The 15,813-nt window shown below is 40.0% G+C and carries 17 protein-coding genes; 5 read left to right on the top strand and 12 right to left on the bottom strand.

The annotated features are described in order from the left end of the window. Window positions 1–27 precede the first annotated feature (27 nt). From KCTCHS21_RS00785 to KCTCHS21_RS00740, 10 genes are all read right to left on the bottom strand, one after another. A complete protein-coding gene (locus tag KCTCHS21_RS00785; protein WP_130604683.1) occupies window positions 28–519 on the bottom strand; it encodes an S-layer homology domain-containing protein in 492 nt (163 codons plus the stop codon). 15 nt (window positions 520–534) lie between these two features. Continuing rightward, complete coding sequence (locus KCTCHS21_RS00780; protein WP_130604682.1) at window positions 535–3,291, bottom strand: Athe_2463 domain-containing protein; 2,757 nt, start codon at window positions 3,289–3,291, stop codon at window positions 535–537. Between the two features lie 88 nt (window positions 3,292–3,379). Continuing rightward, window positions 3,380–4,420 carry an S-layer homology domain-containing protein gene (locus KCTCHS21_RS00775; RefSeq protein WP_157993905.1) on the bottom strand — a complete coding sequence of 347 codons (1,041 nt, stop codon included), beginning with the start codon at window positions 4,418–4,420 and terminating at the stop codon, window positions 3,380–3,382. A 417-nt stretch (window positions 4,421–4,837) separates the two neighbouring features. After that, complete coding sequence (locus KCTCHS21_RS00770) at window positions 4,838–5,575, bottom strand: hypothetical protein (RefSeq protein WP_130604680.1); 738 nt, start codon at window positions 5,573–5,575, stop codon at window positions 4,838–4,840. 603 nt (window positions 5,576–6,178) lie between these two features. Next, on the bottom strand, window positions 6,179–6,457 hold the full coding sequence (locus tag KCTCHS21_RS00765) for a DUF1294 domain-containing protein (RefSeq protein WP_157993904.1): 279 nt from the start codon (window positions 6,455–6,457) through the stop codon (window positions 6,179–6,181). Between the two features lie 88 nt (window positions 6,458–6,545). Further along, window positions 6,546–7,061: a hypothetical protein gene (locus tag KCTCHS21_RS00760; protein ID WP_130604678.1), complete on the bottom strand. Its 516-nt coding sequence runs from the start codon at window positions 7,059–7,061 to the stop codon at window positions 6,546–6,548. Window positions 7,062–7,234: 173 nt separating this feature from the next. Then, window positions 7,235–7,957 (bottom strand): ankyrin repeat domain-containing protein, encoded by a 723-nt coding sequence (locus tag KCTCHS21_RS00755; protein WP_157993903.1) that lies wholly within the window; start codon window positions 7,955–7,957, stop codon window positions 7,235–7,237. 136 nt (window positions 7,958–8,093) lie between these two features. After that, a complete protein-coding gene (locus KCTCHS21_RS00750; RefSeq protein ID WP_157993902.1) occupies window positions 8,094–9,080 on the bottom strand; it encodes a DNA-primase RepB domain-containing protein in 987 nt (328 codons plus the stop codon). A 93-nt stretch (window positions 9,081–9,173) separates the two neighbouring features. Beyond that, window positions 9,174–9,890 carry a hypothetical protein gene (locus KCTCHS21_RS00745; protein ID WP_130604675.1) on the bottom strand — a complete coding sequence of 239 codons (717 nt, stop codon included), beginning with the start codon at window positions 9,888–9,890 and terminating at the stop codon, window positions 9,174–9,176. Between the two features lie 94 nt (window positions 9,891–9,984). Then, window positions 9,985–10,410 carry a hypothetical protein gene (locus KCTCHS21_RS00740; RefSeq protein ID WP_130604674.1) on the bottom strand — a complete coding sequence of 142 codons (426 nt, stop codon included), beginning with the start codon at window positions 10,408–10,410 and terminating at the stop codon, window positions 9,985–9,987. Window positions 10,411–11,436: 1,026 nt separating this feature from the next. Between KCTCHS21_RS00740 and KCTCHS21_RS00735 the strand changes: the two genes are divergently transcribed. After that, a complete protein-coding gene (locus KCTCHS21_RS00735; RefSeq protein WP_130604673.1) occupies window positions 11,437–12,144 on the top strand; it encodes a hypothetical protein in 708 nt (235 codons plus the stop codon). Window positions 12,145–12,201: 57 nt separating this feature from the next. On the opposite strand, the gene KCTCHS21_RS00730 is transcribed toward KCTCHS21_RS00735, so the two are convergent. Both KCTCHS21_RS00730 and KCTCHS21_RS00725 read right to left on the bottom strand, forming a co-directional pair. After that, on the bottom strand, window positions 12,202–12,480 hold the full coding sequence (locus KCTCHS21_RS00730; RefSeq protein ID WP_130604672.1) for a hypothetical protein: 279 nt from the start codon (window positions 12,478–12,480) through the stop codon (window positions 12,202–12,204). Next, the gene (locus KCTCHS21_RS00725; RefSeq protein ID WP_130604671.1) at window positions 12,464–13,249 is read right to left on the bottom strand and encodes a ParA family protein; all 786 of its coding nucleotides are present in this window, start codon (window positions 13,247–13,249) and stop codon (window positions 12,464–12,466) included. Before KCTCHS21_RS00725 ends, KCTCHS21_RS00730 begins: the two co-directional genes overlap by 17 nt. Window positions 13,250–13,647: 398 nt before the next feature. On the opposite strand from KCTCHS21_RS00725, the gene KCTCHS21_RS00720 reads away from it, so the two are divergent. From KCTCHS21_RS00720 to KCTCHS21_RS00705, 4 genes are all read left to right on the top strand, one after another. Further along, window positions 13,648–14,181 carry a hypothetical protein gene (locus KCTCHS21_RS00720; protein WP_130604670.1) on the top strand — a complete coding sequence of 178 codons (534 nt, stop codon included), beginning with the start codon at window positions 13,648–13,650 and terminating at the stop codon, window positions 14,179–14,181. 13 nt (window positions 14,182–14,194) lie between these two features. Then, window positions 14,195–14,437 carry a hypothetical protein gene (locus tag KCTCHS21_RS00715; RefSeq protein WP_130604669.1) on the top strand — a complete coding sequence of 81 codons (243 nt, stop codon included), beginning with the start codon at window positions 14,195–14,197 and terminating at the stop codon, window positions 14,435–14,437. Window positions 14,438–14,809: 372 nt separating this feature from the next. Then, entirely contained in the window at window positions 14,810–15,427 is a 618-nt protein-coding gene (locus tag KCTCHS21_RS00710; protein WP_130604668.1) for a hypothetical protein, read from the top strand. Window positions 15,428–15,439: 12 nt separating this feature from the next. Further along, window positions 15,440–15,787, top strand: coding sequence for a hypothetical protein (locus KCTCHS21_RS00705; protein WP_130604667.1), 348 nt, complete (start codon window positions 15,440–15,442; stop codon window positions 15,785–15,787). The last annotated feature ends 26 nt before the right edge of the window (window positions 15,788–15,813 follow it).

Here is a 15,813-nt window from a genome sequence, read left to right as displayed (position 1 = left end):
CGCCATTTCTGGCGGACCTTACTTTTGTTATTTCCACTTGGCATCTACGATCTGAATAATTTGACTGTTTTGTTTTTCCGAAAAACGCTTCAGATACTTAACCAGCTCGATACGTGTGAATACATCCCCACGGAAGTCTATCACCTGCCGAACATGATGGATCGTCATTACGGCATCCCTCAGTTTAGAATCGTTAAACCCCCAAGTGATTTCACCTTGTACAGCTGCTACGATATAATAATCATCCGACCAATGCTGTTTTTTCTTAGTGTAGTGTACAACAGGTTCTCCGTATAGTCGCATCAGTGCAGTTGTGTATTCAGCGTTCGTCACAGGCTTGTCCGGTCGGAAGGTCCCATCACTGTACCCGGTCATGATTTTATTGGTTGCTGCCCATTGAATAAGACCAGAATCCTTACTGTTATTTGGGATATCTGAAAAGCCACGTTCCTGTGCAAAACCATGAGCCATTGGCAGTACCATTAATGTTAACATTAGCATTATTATTAATTTTCTCATTTTCTTTTCCTCCTGTTATGTGCCCGTGTTAATAATCCTTGTAAGTGTACCGAACAGATAAACCTTGATTTGCATTGGCTTTGTACCGGCATTGATATCAAAGTTAACGGTTTGGTAACTGCCTCCACTGCTTATTGCTGCAGGCACACCATTTTTAAGCGGCGGGATTGTATTATATTGGGGGTGCCAACCAATGGGGTCCTTTGGGGTGGCTACAAGATCAACAAGCCAATCGTTCAATCCTTTGTTGCCCGAATAATTGGTATCCCATTGTACAGCTACTTTAGCGACACTTGAGTTCCCGTTCGCGTAGAAAGTATCGTAATGATCCCAACGGTATCCTTTATATGAGTAGCTTTCCTTTGTCACTTTGTGCAAGTAAATCATGTTTTCGCCATCGACCTTAGTTGTTCTAAAATCGTTATCCCATGTTTGATTACCTTGGTAATCGGAAACACCGTTGTGGATCGCACTTGGCGTCTTACCCGAGGACTTAAGAGAACTTTTCAAAGGGATATTGTCCTTATAATCAACCGTCGCGAACTCTGCGTACATCCGCATAGTCTGATAGCCAAACTGTATGTCCGATTTTTCAACGCCGGCAGTAGACGCCGCTTTTATCGATACTTTTTGTCCGTATTTTGCAGGATTATTAATCGTATTCTCAGTTAATTCGCCTGTCTTAGGTTCCCTATTATAAGCTTTGGTGTATAAAACTACTGACTTCACTTCTTTCTGCGGCAATATCGGATACATCTTGTATGCCCTCACATTGTCTTTATAGGTCGTTTCTGTAATCCCAGCCCCGTTTACTTTGGCTACAACATCCGACTCGGTTTCTGGCATGTTGCCTTGGACGGTACATGCCACCTCATCACCTCCGCGTACAATGGTTACAGTGCATGTTTTACCTTGAAGGGTCACAGTTGCATTGATCTCGTTCCATTTATTCTTCAAAGATGCAACGGCAGATTTAGCCGTATCGTAATTCGGATTGGGTCTTGTGATGTATCCGTAACTCCCGCACTCAAAGTCTGGTTTATAACCGGTCACTCGCCCCCCCTCAATAATTGCAATGCCACGACAAGTCTTTGAGATGTATTCCCAATTCTCAAAGGTCCTTGCTGTGGTTACTTGACCAGAAGAGGAGACAGTAACATGTGCCAACGCATCGAGATGATTCAGACTCTCAGCCACTTCAGCGTACAGTGGAATTGGATTTGACTGCGCTTCTCCATTGAAGCTTAACATTACATATTTTGTAGGCAGATCAGCCTGTAAAATGGCGGTGTAGTCAATCCGCTCTCCCGGCTTTCTACCGCCATTCCCCGGAGTCGGCACTAGCGCATTAATTTTGATATTATCGAGACCATCTCCGTTTAGATTAATAGTGTCATCCTCCGTATATGTTCCATTCTCAACTTTGAAGTTTAGAGTCATTACGTTATCCTGAAGGAAGTACTCTCTAAAATTCGGGTTCTGTTCGTAGTCGGGAACAACGACGACATGAACACTGTCGTTCTGCTTTGGAAACTTCCAGTTCATGAACACAGACTTAGGTCCGCTTCCATTTTCAAGATTTACCGGCACTGCACCAATAATCTCTTTTGTGGACGCTAAAACGAAATACACTTTAGCCCTGACGATTTGTTCTCCGTTGATTTCAGTAACATTGAGTTTATGATTTTCATCGGCGTATCTCTCTGCTAAAGCCTTTTTCTGTTTAACGAGAAATCGTGGTAGTAAACCCTGCACATTGGCGTAAATCACAGTAGGTGTACCAGCCTTTTGCGCTGTTCCGCTACCCCATTGCCCATTTACTTTTTCTTGGTGCCAACGCGCGGTTACCTTGAGATTATCCCAATACTCAAGGAGCATTTCGGTAATGTCACCGGTTGGCGCTAATGCAAAAGTGTCATACCAATCTTTATAATTTCTTGTGGTTTTCGTCAGGTAATCATAGCCCGAAGTGGCACCTTCTCCATCATAATGCCGATGCCACATTGTGACTTGACCTGGGCTCGTAATTGTAGGCATTTGCTGAATGACCGCATAATTGATCAGCTTTTCACCAGTCCATAGCGGATTGAAATTTCCTCTTGTTGTCCCTTTACCCGTGTACTTATCCAAAATGCTATCAAGCCATTGAATGCGTTCTGCACGAAAATAGGCTCTGTTATTCATGTATATCGTGTCTGCAGGAAGTAAGTTATTATGAACCTCATCCCTATGATTCCACGGTTCAGGCAGCCAATTTCTAGTGCCTACATTGTCTGTCTTACTAGCATCCGGCGGGAAGTCCATGTTGATGAAGGGATTGGCAGATGTATCAAATCCTAAGAACCTGTGCTCCTGTTTTCCACTAATAACTTTCACGTCATTATCTTGGATTTTCTTAACGTCAGCTGGAGTGCCATAGACAATTTGGTACTTTTCCCAGAAGGTCTCGGGGTTCCATTTTAGTTTCCCTACATTTCGAACATTAACTGTTTCAGGGATATTATATTCATGTAGGAAATCCTCAAAGAAGGCATTGAACCCTGAAGGTCCCATGGCGGCAGCTAATTGCTGAAGCATTTCTCTCAGTTGACTCTCCGTCATTTGATCATAATCACTTGCATTAATTGTTGCCAAAGCAAGGTTTACATAGGTGTGTTCATATTCGTTATAATATTGATTATCTTCATCAGCGGCTAATACCCCCTTTGTTGCGAGTATCGGCACGAACATCGTGAGGGCCAGTGCGGTCACGATCCATTTTTTAATCTGCATGGGTATACTCCTCCTATCTTAATTTCATAAAGCACTTTCAAAAAAGGGCGAAAAAATCCTCTGCCCAAAAATCCGGGAGAGGATGGACTTACCTTATATAATCAATGGACACATAGTCTGCGTTTGTGGGGTGCGGCCACACTGTAACATTTCGGGTTCCGATAGTGTGCGTTGATTTATGACCGGAAATAACCGCTTGCTTGATAGTGACCGAAAATGAATCTGGAACTGCAATACCTGCGGTCTGTAACATGTCAACAGCTAATTTTATTAAAGCATCTGATGTAGCTTCAAACAAAACTACACCATCAGTTCCTCCCTGGGTTTGAGCAAGATCGTAACTAACTATCGTTCTTTTACCTTCAGCAACTGTAACCCCTGTTTCATCCGCTAATACGCTGTATTTTGCATAGTCCGGAGAGCTTGCCAGAAATTTTTCCATTTTGTCTTTTACAGTCTGTATGTTCTTAGGCAGAACCGACTTAACTGGTGGCATATGTTCAATAGGAGTAGTAAGTTCCGGTTTATCCTTCAATTCTTTCATCCCTTGATCCTTCAGGTTCTTAATAAACTGAATGGTTTCACTTCTTGTAAGCAGGTCTTCTCCTTTGTAGCCAGCCACTGTAGCAACCGTTTTGCCTTTGCTAAACTCTTTGTTCAATAAATACTGAATAGCGTTCTTACCCACAAAGTTTACGCCGTTCGCAGCAGCAATAATTTCAGCTACATATTCTCGGTTAATGAAACCATTGCGTACATCCTTGTCTTTCGTGCCACGTACAGGGTATTTCTTGCTGATTGCGTAGTTGTAGTAAGCGTCTGCCCAGTGATTCATTTCAGCTGCAGTGACAGGTTTTGCATTAAAAGCACGAATAAACATAACGAGGAACTCCGCCTCGGATACGTTCCTATCGGGCTTAAACGTTCCGTCACTATACCCTTCAACGATTTTATTATCTACAGCCCACATAATGGTTCTGTAGGACCAGTGTCCTTTCACATCCGAAAATCTCTCCTTGGAAACAATAGCCGTGTTGTTCTTATTTGTGTTTGCCGCACTGGCGGTCGAGACGAATCCCGTTGTCAGAATCAAAGCGGCTACCGCTATGCTTAATATCACCTTATTCATTTCTATCATTCCTCTCTACGAATGTTTTATTTTTCATCCAATTCTTTACTTCGTTGAAGTCAAATCTGGGGTTCCCTTTGCTAACTTGAAATGTGGGCATTCCCTGTTTGCGCCAGTTGTAAATAGTTTTTCTTGAGGCTATGCCAAGCTTTTGCATCAGTTCGGTCATGTTAAGCAATCTATCGTTCATTCTTATCACCATCTTTTTCATATTTTGTACAAGAATTAAAACATGACACAAAATTTTGCGTCAATATATATGCTTACTCTCAGTTACCCGCCGTTACCCCAAATAACTTACGGGAAAATGGTTTTGCGCGACACATGAGGGAGAGTTATATTGATGTCCAGCGTTTCCTTATGAAGGTACACTCCTTTAAATATTGAACCCCTGGCATTTTCTCCAGGGGTTCATCTTTATCCATAATTCTTTTTTAGCCAATTTACAACTTTCCTCGTTTCAACCCAAACCTCGCCTGTATTCTTTAGAACAAGAGGCATACCTTCCGCTAACCAATCCTCAATCGTTTTATCGCATACAGGTATGTATTCTCTTAAGCTGACCAAAGGCACTTGTTTAGGGATTGGTTTCACCAGTGCGGTTGGCACCTCCCCCATAAAGTCGGTCATCCATTGGATAACGTCGCTACGCGCAATCCAGATTTTATGCGGCCCTTTGATGACGATGCAATTAGTTAGCGCCCTTTTACTGAGCAGGTACGCAGTTCTTCGATACGATAGTTGCATCAGATGCGCGATGTCTATCAGCCGAAACAAAAGGAGCGATGCGTTCATTGTTTTTGCTTTATTCAAAGCCTTCCGACGCTCGGCGCATCGGTAGACATCTAGCCGATCAAGGCGTATTTGCTTGTTCACCATGTAGCATTTTAATTGCTTCTCGACCAGAAGTATAAACACCTCTGTAATATCCTTCTGCAAGATGCCTGTAGCCTGAGAAATGGTAATCAAACGCTGCTGGACGATTTTTCGCGCATAGACAGGATGGAGTTTAGCCTTGACTGCGGCTAAGTCCGTTTGAACCCGGTTCGCTTTGATTTCATGCGGGATATCCATCTTTGCCAATAACTCGGCCATGCAGATTCTAGGTGACAGGCCAAAAAACTTCTTTAATTGTTCTGCGGGTACAGCGCCCATGAAATGCCCTCCTCTAAATAGATCTCCTATGTGGAATATGTACCATATTTATCTTCATTAAAACCAATCGCATGAGCTTCTTACAATACTTGCAGCTGAACCGAATTAATCATTCTTTTTATAAGCAAAATGTCACATGGTATTAATGGTGTCTTATTTTCACAAATAAACCGGCCCCTAATCGTAAGAGGAGCCGGTTCTATGTTCATCAAGGAGGCTCTAACCAACTTGACTAAGATGTAGAAGCGTTAGCCGAATTTATTTCTAGTTTACCGCGGCTCTATTTATGAGCCTATAATTGCAAATAGAAAAAGCGATCTTTGCTGTATCAGCAAGATCGCTTTTTCTTTTGATTTTGTAATCTAAGTTTTGTAGGGTTGTATGGCTCCTTATGGATCTTATATTTCTTAAGATCATCCACGTAATCACTTACACCATCAAAAATGATTTTCCAACTCCGTACAGCCAAACATACCACAATTCCCAAAGTCAAAGTTAAAACTACAATGATTAGCAAAGGTATACACCCTATTCTTAAGAATCGAATGTAGACCTCGGTCGCAGGAACCAACTCTACATCCGTTGGTTGCCGCATTTGTATAATTAATTCATTAATCTGTAAAGAACACCTATAAAATAATCTTTATACATCAATTGAATTATCATTACAACCAAGAAGGGCCATAAAAAATACCACTTAGTCATATGTTTTAACATGACACATCCCAAGATTATACTTAGCGCTCCACCCAAAATGGCAACAGTTAAAAACTGCTTATTTGTAAATCTAGGACCACCGAGCATGGAGCTAGAAAAATCTTTGGCTATCATTACAAAAGCAATGAAATTAATAATAAGTAAATAAATAATAACGGCTTGCATAGTATGCGCCTCCTTAGAATACAGGAGGTTGATTGCCCCCCCCTGTTGTTCTGCTTGCCACAGCAGGGGGGACGGCACACATTTTACATTATTGACATATCGTAGACGTTGGCTTCCAATACATAAAATCATTTTGTTCTTCGTAAGATGAAATGCCTAGTTCATGGAGAACCAACCGCAGGTCTAGTTCATTATCAATTTCTTCATGGTTGCTGCGGTTCTCTACGAAGCGCGAAAGAGTATGAAACGCAAAAGTTCCCAATAACTTAATTAAGGATTCTCGCGTTTCTTGTCCGTCCTTGTAGAACGCAAGCTCTTCCATTTCACCTTCTGAAAGTTGTTCCCTAAGTTCTTCTGCTTTGCAAGAAAGCATCCAATCCTCAACCCAAGGCATTCTTTCTAACGAAGCTGCATGTAGTTCCGCAATCATGTAGCTGTATAATACAAAATCGTGTGTAAACGCCACGACTGAGTGCGTGTTTCCGTTTAGCATTAAACTTATATTAAATTTACCCTCTGACGACTCCCAGTTTTCTACCTTATCAACTTTTACTTTAACATTACCCCAATGATACTGCGTTATTGGTTTAATAATGTTTTTCATTTTACCACTCCCCCATTAAATTATTGGAGGATACACTGCATACACCTAGACCGGGTATGAGATGTATCCTCATACAGCCGGCTATAAATACAACTTAGAAAACACAACTTACATCTCTTTATAAAAAGTTTATCATGTCTAAATATTTGATTACAATAATTGCAATATAACAGCTAACAAGTAGCCCCACGTTTAATCATTTCTTTAATAACCACATATAGTTCTTCCCTAAATCTAAAGCTATTTAGTAACTCAAAGGCGTAGGAGAGCGGCGTACGCATATCTTGATCCATAAAATTAAGTCCGGCTCCACCTATAATAAGTCTTTTTGCAATATCCGTTAATCCCTTTGAATCATTCCACATATTTTTACTATTATATTTTTTGTCTAGACAATATATTAAACAGGATTTGTTAAAATTATCACGTACATTAGGATCTGCATTTGCGTCCATTAGAAGAGAAGCAGACTTCAGATCCCCATTCAAAAAAGCCCTAATTAGCGGAGTTCTTCCCCAAGGATTAGTAATATTTACGTTTGCCCCATTCTTAATACATTTCTTTAGTAAATTAGTATTTTCCTTGTATGTTGCGGTATAGATAACCGAAGTTGCATTTATATCAGCTAAAAGACCTAGTAAACTTGGCATGTGTTCTGCAATCAATTCAGTTGTAGAAGGATTCGACTTATGACCTACAGTTACATTAATTTTACTAAGTTCTAAGAAGAACGAAGCCATGTTTTCATCTCCTGTCATAATTGCCTCATGCAAAGGAAAAGTACCTACTCGACCCCTTTTGTTTGGATCAATTCCTTTCCGAAAATGCAAAGCAATTGTAAGAAGATCTTTCTCACGGATTGCTTTAACAAGCGATGTATTTGTCAAATTTGCCATATGAAAAATTACCTCCTGAGTACATATTTTGTGTTTCTTCATTATTCCCTTCAATTCAGCGTTGTCGAAGCTACAAAAAACAAGTTGTAGGAGGAGCCACGGAGAAATTGGTTCCTAGGCTCTTCCATAATTGAGGTTAAAGAATTCTCTGTCCCTTGTGAGTTATTCTTGCATTCTGCTTAAATTTCTTGTTGCTCGCATTCCGTGCTTCTCGACTTTCAGCAACTCTTTTATTACAATTCATAATTGTGCGGGCAAGGTACTTCAGATTATTCCCTCTATCTTTATGAAACTTTGACCAAGGACAATAGTTCGAAATGACATGAAGGATTTCATTGTCATCAAAATCGGATGAGACGAGCAAGCATATAACCCTAAAATCACGACCGGAGTCGGAATTATCACCATTACCTTGCCTTTCGTACTCCTCAGAACTCATAGTAATTAAGGATCTAATTTTTTTGTTTTTGCATCTCTTTTCAACCTGTTCCAAACTTAAATCAATAATTACATCTGTAAATTGAACTTCCTCGACTTCTATATCAACCTCGTCTGAAAATTCTGGTAGCCAATCAAAGTCACTTAATGTGTATATGCGTTCATTGTCGTGAAATACTACCTTAACAGGTTTAGGGTACTTTGGGTCTTTACGATTGTATAAACCATGCCCCGGCAACCGCATTATTCTCGATGGTTCAGCTACTGCTTTATCCGCTGAAAACTCAACCGCAAGCCTTTTGCTGAACGTACATGCGGTTTTTACATCGATCACTTCATCCAGCTTCCAGTAAGCATGAATACCGTTTCCTGACTTTACAATAAAATTAGGCCTTATTCTCGAAGCCATTAGCTCGTCAATTTTTTCCTTCTGCAGAATTTTTACTTGCTCTACATTCGCGCCCTTTAGATCGCTATCAATCCAGAGGATGGACGATTCAGTTACATTTGACCTCGTTGCTTTCATTTCATTTCCGAACTTGCTTATATTTTTGCTATCCCTCGGACAAACCCCAAAGAATACATTATGGCTTCTCTTCCTAGCTTCCACGTAAGTACTTACAGCTTTATTCAATCCTTCATTGGTAAAGTGATAATATTTTGTCCGCCACATTCCATCCTTCATGAACGTCAGCTCAAAGTACATAATAGAATTGCTGGTGCTCAGATAGATACTATACAGTGAAAGTAAAAATTCAATTGTGGTCACTAGTCCACCTCAATCCCATAAATCAATTGTTAAAATAGATCGTTTAATAACACCTAAAATTTCAGGAGGAACATTTTGAAATGTATGAGTTCCGTGATAACTTTCGCATATTTTACTATCATATATTGTTACGGATAAATATTTGGGGTCGAACTCAAAACAACAATAGCTAGAATAGTACGATCCGCTGCGATTTTTATCTGTCATTTCTAGAGTGAGTTGCTTCCACTTAGGATAACTAGTAATTACTTTTTTCAACTCAATAAATGCGTTTTCCACGAATGGATCCTTGTGAACAGTCTGATTATTGAATTGACCGTTCTTATAAGAGTCGAGGATAGCAGATTTTATTAGACCTATTTTTTTTGCGAACTTACTTTTGTTACCCGTTAAGCACATTTCATCCTCATATTTAAAGATTACTGAGTTATTTGTTAGATCACTGACTTCAACCTTAATCGGATAATAATTTCTATACTTTTTTATAGGACAGATGACCTTACAACAAAAGTTTTTAGATTTAGATGAAACTTCATACGAGTCCACTTTTCCCTTGTTTTTAAAATCATAATTAGAAATAAGATTTTCAAAGGTATTATGAATAACATTTGTAATTTCTCTTGTATAATTGACAAGAAACTCATTCGCTTCTTCAATACTATAAACAACATTTGACTTATTACGGTCTTGCAGCTCAGCTTTAAAAGAGTACAATGTTTTGATCAATGGAATAACTCCCCTTCGACTTTAAGCTATTTAATGATGGTATTTACTGATTAGAAGGCTTCCTGACCACTTAAATAGGCAGGAGGCCTTTTCCCTAGCTCAATTTTTTACTCGACTTCCACAATTCAAATAATTCAAACAACATTTTGTGTTCAATGATTGCATCTATATCCTCAAGGTTTACACTATTATGGCTGTAATCATATAACTCGCCATCCGAGTCAAATTTAAGATTAATCAATTCGAGAAAATTGCCATTAATGAGAGCATTAACTCTTACACTTATTGCATCAAATTCGTGTGATGAGAACTTCAAGCGACAGTGAAAATTACAATCTTCTAAGTTTGCCTCGGTGTAGACCAAGCTATTTGTATAAACAACTGGTGCATTAGGCAATTTGTTAATTGTTTCATTAATTAAATGAGTAAACCATGCGTCTCTAACTGTCGAAAACCAAATTGGCTCGTTAGTGAATTTATCGTTCGGAAGATTATCTAGATTATCAAGAGTGTTTTGCATACAGTTGTATCTCCTCTTCTAGTGTCATTGTTTAGCTAATGCCAAGTATCGGTGGCTTATCCGTCGCCTTCTATCCTTCACGGACATAAACATTTGTAACCTCGCTAAATGTATCGGTAGTGGAGGCCAGTTTCGGGGCGTTGTGCTTCGATAACTATATTGTTGTAAATGACTCTTCCATTCACGTTTGTGGCGGTCCTGTACCAAAGTTCATCCTCGAACTTCCCCCCTCTAAGCCCACTTCATTTTGGTCTTTCTCCTTTACATCCTGATTTTCTCACGAACCTTTGCTGCTCATCAGCAGAGGGTCTATACCAAAGTTAGAATTTGAACTTTACTCTCAACTAAGTTCACTCATTTGGTTTTTCTCCTTTACATCCTGATTTTCTCACGAACCTTTGCTGCTCATCAGCGGAGGGTCTATACCAAAGTCAGAATTTGAACTTTACTCTCAACTAAGTTCACTCATTTGGTTTTTCTCCTTTACATCCTGATTTTCTCACGAACCTTTGCTGCTCATCAGCGGAGGGTCTATACCAAAGTTAGAATTTGAACTTTACTCCCTACTAAGTTCACACATTTGGTTTTTCACCTCTACATCCTGATTTTCTCATGAACCTTTGCTGCTCATCAGCAGAGGGTCTATACCAAAGTTAGAATTTGAACTTTACTCCCAACTAAGTACACTCATTTGGTTTTTCAATTCTACATCCTGATTTTCTCACGAACCTAAGTTGCTGATCATCGGAGGGTCTGCACCAAAGATCATCTATGTACTTTACTCTCTAACCTCACTCATTTGACGTTTCACCCTACACCTACCATACGAGTTAACTACAATTCGGATTTGACCGTCACTTGGGACTAGACTGAAAAGATAATCTTTTAACTTTGCATTAATATCTTGGAAACCAAAGACTTAATGTATCCCTCTCATACCAAAAAGAGTAAATGGTCTTGTTTGTTATAAACAGTTCTTTACCCTCTTAAATAATTCATATAGTATAGTTTCCTGGGGGTGTATGAATGATAGATTTATCAAACTACGAGCCAAATATAACTAAACAACTTACAGGTAATAATTACTCCGAGATAAGTGAGGAGCTTAAGGAAAATAATTACTTTTTGGATTTTTTGGATCAAGAAGAGATTTGCTTACGAGGGAACAAGCTGGATAAGAATAAAATAAAAGAGGTTTGTACGAGCAATATTCGTGTAATCGATTATGATAAATTGTATACAGATATAGGGATTAAAGTTGAATACAATATTATGGTTAGTAAAGGTTCCAATTACTATTTACGTATTGTCGTATTCGGAACATATCAGGCATTTATAGCCTGGAATAAGAGCCAATATGCAACTAATGGACTAACAATAGAAGAAATTCGAAAAGTATTTGAAAAATGGGACTTTCAGCCTCGTAGCAGACCAAGATTTTATGAAATATTTGAAAAAAATCCTAAGTTAGCTGGAAAGATAAAAGATTTGGTGCATAATGACGGTTATAGAATAGGCAAATCGACTTGGTATGTGACGAAACAAAAACTCATTGAATATTTATCTACACAATACCCTAGTTTCAATATCGCATTTGGTCAATTAACGGCTTTGGAACTACTTCTCGAAAATTGCAATGATGAAAAGATTACTTCCACCATCAACTCACTACGTCAAAATTTTTATGATACATTTGATGAGGCAATGAAAGGCAGACCAATGCCAAGATCCTAATTAATTAGGTATTATCAAGAGAAATTACGATATGAAAGAGGGGCCAAGAAGGGCCCCTTACATCAAACCTGCCTCTATAAATATCTTCTTGAGTGCCTCATTTGCAACCTTAGATTTACCTCCTCTTCCTGCTTTTTTTGCCAGCGCGTTTAAAACCTTGGCGATGTCATTTTTAATGTACAGCCCCATTAGCACGGAGCTTTCCTGCTTGTCGACAATTTGATCAATAAATGTCCCATTAATATTAACGCTAGCATTAACATTAATATTAGCGTTCGTGTTACTCAGACCTTTTGCTACATCTCCAAAGCTCGCGATGCTACCATTTTTCCTCAAGCTCCTCTACCTCCTTCAGCAGTTCCGCATAGTACGCCACAACAGGATGATTGGGATGCGCCAATGTAGCTGGCAACCGGTCAAATGCCACGCTAGAAGCAAACCGGATCGATTTGGGAATGATTGTGTCGAACATTCTTACTCTTTGCTCCAAACTAAACTGCCTACACTCTTGGATAACCGTGCTATGTAGCGTTGTTCGCTGATCTACCAACGTGGCTACAATGCCTAAGACGGAGAGCATCGGATTAAAATTCTTCCTGAAGTCTCCAATCGCTTTTAATATCTTCACCAAGCTGCGCATGCTATAGTTTTCGGGCTGAAAGGGAATCAAGACCTGATCCGCGCATGCAAGTACGTTGCCCTGCATCAGTCCGAGATTCGGCGGGGTGTCGATTAGGATGACATCGTACATGCCCCGTAGCTTGTCCACCAATTCCTTAAGCAACAGAAACGGATTGCCGAATTTGTCCCGACTTGGCAACACGTCAAATTCAAGAAAGATGAGATCATCATTACTCGGGAGCAGATCAATGTTGTGATGTACATTCACAATGGCTTCTCTCGGATCGGCTCCATCGATAAGCGCATCGTACAACGTTGTCGTGAATGAATCTGGATTGTGCCCGAAGCTTAAAGCGACATTCCCCTGATTATCTCCGTCAATGATCAGCACCCTTTTATTCTTGAAGAGTAGCCCCGCAAGATTGACGGTGATCGACGTTTTCAGTACGCCACCCTTGTTTGTAGAAACCGCTAAAACCTTCATATGAGAACCTCCATCCTTTTTTTTAATAAATCACAGCAAGGATTTCGGCATCAATGAAATGGTTAATATTAGCGCTAGCATCAATAACAACATTAATATCAGCATTAACATTAACGAGAATAGTGCTAAACCCAGTGCTGTTGTAGCACTGTAAAAAACACTTGTTAAGCTTAACACTGGGCGTTCCAGCTTTACCCATAAAGATTTCTATAGACGGAATATGATACTTCAATTGATATTTTTATCACATCATATAGGAATAACATAGTGAAATGAATGAACCACTTTGTAGCAAAGGATCTGACGTAAAATTGATGTTTCATCAGGTTACAAATAATTGCGCCATGTTGCAGGCACATATTTTAATGGGGTATAGACATTAGGAGGAAGTGATTGATATGGCAATAAAGTCGTTTTCAGAGAGACAAAATGTATATTTTACAGGTAAGCGGCGCGTTAAAATGCTCGATGCGATCAAAAAGCAAACGGACAACGTTTCAGAGTACATCGCTCATAGCGTCGAAACCAAAGTAGCGTTGGCTAACCATGATATTGTACTGACAGAGGAAGGCAAGTTTATTTCTACCGATAGTCAAGCGGATGTATTCGAGAAGTTCATGGAACTTCAAGGCATGAAAGGTCAGTACGTTAGGAAAGACAAGATACTGGACTTGATTACGGAATCGCCGGACTTACATAAGAAGGTAAGCGCGTTATTCCAGAATGTTGTTTCGTACAGTTCGCCGGTGCCGGCCGCTCCGCCTAACCAACAACGTAGGCAGTATGCTCCACCTGTACAGGATCATACTTCAGATTTTGACATGCCTGCACTTGACGATTTGGCCAGTGACAGCACGTCATCCGCTGAACCTATTGATCCTAAGGAAGCAGCTAAAAGTTTGCTAGGCGCATTCAAAAGCTTTTCAATCTAAGGAGGACGTATTCATGATCAAAACATTAAATGAAATCGAAACATTTTACCGCTCAATCGAACCCAAGGAATTGTATACGAAGAAGCAGATACAGGACGGTTTAGGATGCCATCGAGTCACGCGGTATAGAAAATTGAAGGGTGTACCAACAAGGCGTATTAACGGTTTAATTTGCTATAAAGGGGCTGATCTTATCGCGGCATTAAGCGGAGGATTTGACGAAGAAGAATTACATGCTGATGTTCAGTTCAATTAATAGAGATTCACCATTTCAGTTATAGTGCTGAAACAGTGCCGCGGCGGCACTATTCGCAGAACATTGTCGCGTAATAACTTGGAATATGTCCAGTGCTACGATAGTGCTGCCGTAGCACTATCAACTATAGTTCATCAGATAAGATATGCGGCGGCTCCAGTCCAGACAGGGAATGGCGATTTTTGCGCATTCTAGCTACTTGTACGATGAACGAAGCGATGTATAATGAAGTTAGAAACAAAGTAAAGGCGCTAAGCCGAATGTTCAGAATCGTTGGTAACGGTACGCAGAGAAATGCGTGCTTTCCCGGCTATTCTTGAATGTTCGGCTTTTTTGTTTTCAAAAATCCACTTATGGAAGAGGCAGTTCAGGATGAAAACTAATTTATCGGTAAGTGTAAAACCAAATGATGTAAGCGATAAAGAAGCGGGAGTACTTGGCAAGGATTTTGGGATGTACCTAGATGCAATAAAGCCAATAATGTCAGATTTTGAAGTTGACTACATTGAATCAGGCATGATCGAGAGCCTTAAAGTACTTGAAGAAGCGGTCAATTTAAAACGTGCCGCATCTGGGTATAAGTCAGCAACAGCTGAGATGAAGTTGTATTCGTATCAACAAATGCTCTGTCGTCTGGTCGATGAAACAGGGATTTATGATGCTGAGATGACGGAATACCTTGGTAATATCGCAAGGTCTTATACCTCAAACGATAGTTATCGTGGCTGGGTACTACTTGCGTGGTATTGGTATGTTAAGTCTATCAGAAACTGCAAGACTAAGTGGAGACATCCCGTAGCCGAAACCTACTTCACTGTGCTTCTTGTACATGGATTCTTTCCAGAAGATAAGCTCGAAGTACTTCACGCGGATTTCAAAGCTTTCAATTACTGGATGCATCGTTCGGCAGTAAGCACTCCAAATAGAGCGACTCAATATCTTAGCAAGTCAAAAAAATTCATTAGTGGAACATGGTTAATAAACTGTTAAGGGGGTGGCGTCATGCGGTTATATTGTATTCCCCTCAGTTATCTGCCTACGGGTTGGCACAGCTATGGTTTTCTGATCACGGCTCAGATTGATCAAGCGCTAAGCGACATGGTCAACGCAACAAACTCGGCGGCATTCACGGTGAATGATGGAGGATATCATATTTATCGCGGTAAGAACTTCATCTTGGAGGTCGGGGAACAGCATGCCATATTGAATTTATTCTGTTCTTCCGGCGCCGTAACTGTCGAATACAGAACCTTTCGGATGATGGATAATAACCGTGTCCCGCCGGCTATTGTAATGGCGTTCATGGCCCATGCAGATAAGCAAGTATTGTTATGGAATTTAATGCATTGAATCATGATCATATTAGAAAAATTACA

It is taken from the genome of Cohnella abietis (genome assembly GCF_004295585.1).
In the GTDB taxonomy this organism is placed as follows: domain Bacteria; phylum Bacillota; class Bacilli; order Paenibacillales; family Paenibacillaceae; genus Cohnella; species Cohnella abietis.
The sequence above is the reverse complement of the archived record's forward strand: the minus strand, read 5'-3'. Positions and strand labels throughout refer to the sequence as shown.

Excerpts from the sequence above, each read along its gene's own strand:
- KCTCHS21_RS00765 (WP_157993904.1), bottom strand. The coding sequence starts at position 6,457 with ATGCAAGCCGTTATTATTTATTTACTTATTATTAATTTCATTGCTTTT.
- KCTCHS21_RS00785 (WP_130604683.1), bottom strand. The coding sequence starts at position 519 with ATGAGAAAATTAATAATAATGCTAATGTTAACATTAATGGTACTGCCA.
- KCTCHS21_RS00720 (WP_130604670.1), top strand. The coding sequence starts at position 13,648 with ATGGCAATAAAGTCGTTTTCAGAGAGACAAAATGTATATTTTACAGGT.
- KCTCHS21_RS00735 (WP_130604673.1), top strand. The coding sequence starts at position 11,437 with ATGATAGATTTATCAAACTACGAGCCAAATATAACTAAACAACTTACA.
- KCTCHS21_RS00705 (WP_130604667.1), top strand. The coding sequence starts at position 15,440 with ATGCGGTTATATTGTATTCCCCTCAGTTATCTGCCTACGGGTTGGCAC.
- KCTCHS21_RS00710 (WP_130604668.1), top strand. The coding sequence starts at position 14,810 with ATGAAAACTAATTTATCGGTAAGTGTAAAACCAAATGATGTAAGCGAT.
- KCTCHS21_RS00750 (WP_157993902.1), bottom strand. The coding sequence starts at position 9,080 with ATGAAGGATGGAATGTGGCGGACAAAATATTATCACTTTACCAATGAA.
- KCTCHS21_RS00715 (WP_130604669.1), top strand. The coding sequence starts at position 14,195 with ATGATCAAAACATTAAATGAAATCGAAACATTTTACCGCTCAATCGAA.
- KCTCHS21_RS00760 (WP_130604678.1), bottom strand. The coding sequence starts at position 7,061 with ATGAAAAACATTATTAAACCAATAACGCAGTATCATTGGGGTAATGTT.
- KCTCHS21_RS00780 (WP_130604682.1), bottom strand. The coding sequence starts at position 3,291 with ATGCAGATTAAAAAATGGATCGTGACCGCACTGGCCCTCACGATGTTC.
- KCTCHS21_RS00725 (WP_130604671.1), bottom strand. The coding sequence starts at position 13,249 with ATGAAGGTTTTAGCGGTTTCTACAAACAAGGGTGGCGTACTGAAAACG.
- KCTCHS21_RS00770 (WP_130604680.1), bottom strand. The coding sequence starts at position 5,575 with ATGGGCGCTGTACCCGCAGAACAATTAAAGAAGTTTTTTGGCCTGTCA.
- KCTCHS21_RS00775 (WP_157993905.1), bottom strand. The coding sequence starts at position 4,420 with ATGAATAAGGTGATATTAAGCATAGCGGTAGCCGCTTTGATTCTGACA.
- KCTCHS21_RS00740 (WP_130604674.1), bottom strand. The coding sequence starts at position 10,410 with ATGCAAAACACTCTTGATAATCTAGATAATCTTCCGAACGATAAATTC.
- KCTCHS21_RS00755 (WP_157993903.1), bottom strand. The coding sequence starts at position 7,957 with ATGGCAAATTTGACAAATACATCGCTTGTTAAAGCAATCCGTGAGAAA.